Origin of the sequence: Granulicatella sp. 20925_1_45 (assembly GCF_041433555.1) — a bacterium.
Taxonomy (GTDB): Bacteria; Bacillota; Bacilli; order Lactobacillales; family Aerococcaceae; genus Granulicatella.
Genome location: NZ_JAPWBR010000042.1, coordinates 1 through 909 on the forward strand (window position 1 = coordinate 1; position 909 = coordinate 909).

A 909-nucleotide genomic window follows, 5' to 3' on the forward strand; every position below is an offset into this window, starting at 1 on the left:
TACAATATTATCAAATGCTCATGGAGGTGTATTTTTATGGCAAAAAAACGTGTGGCTTATTCTGTCGATACAAAGAATAAAGCCGTAGAAATGAAATTACAGGGATATACTACAAAGCAAGTAATGCAGGAGTTAAACATTAAAAATGAAACTCAAGTAAAAACATGGTTTAGATGGTATAAAAATGGAGAAACTCATCGTTTCCACCAACAGGTGGGGAAACAATATTCCTATAATAAAGGAATAGCTGAACTTTCAGAAATCGATCAATTAAAATTAGAATTACAAAGAAAAGAAGTTGAATTAGAAATATTAAAAAAATACAAGGAATTGGAAAGGAAGTGTCGCCTCAAGCAGTTGTAAAGTTAGTGGAAGAATTGAAATGTAAATATACAGTTCATTTAATCTGTTTTTGCCTTAATGTACCCATATCTACTTACTACCGATGGAAAAAGAAAGACTTTTCTCCAACCGTTATCGAGAAAACTATTGGTAAAATTTGTAAGAAAAACAAATTTATTTATGGGTACAGAAAGATTAAGTATTTGATTCAGAAGGAATTAAATCAGATTATTAACCATAAGGTTGTGCAGCGGATTATGCAGAAAAATGGTTGGAATTGTGCCGTGAAACCGAAAAAAGCTATCAAAATAGGTAAACCTTTCTCAATCACTGGCAATGCTCTGAATAGGGATTTTACAGCGGACAAACCTATGCAAAAGTTGACTACTGATATCACATATTTACCTTTCGGTCCTAAACGATTATATTTATCTTCCATTATGGATTTACATAATGGAGAAATCCTTGCGTATACAATTGGTTCAAAACAAGATACTAAGTTTGTATTGGATACTTTAAATCAAATTGACTTACCTAAGGATGTTCTACTACATAGTGATCAAGGCA

1 pseudogene is annotated in these 909 nt (G+C 31.8%); it reads left to right on the forward strand.

What is annotated here, in order from left to right:
- Positions 1–36 precede the first annotated feature (36 nt).
- Positions 37–909 (forward strand): annotated as a pseudogene (locus tag O3798_RS08730) (IS3 family transposase); the annotation flags it as partial.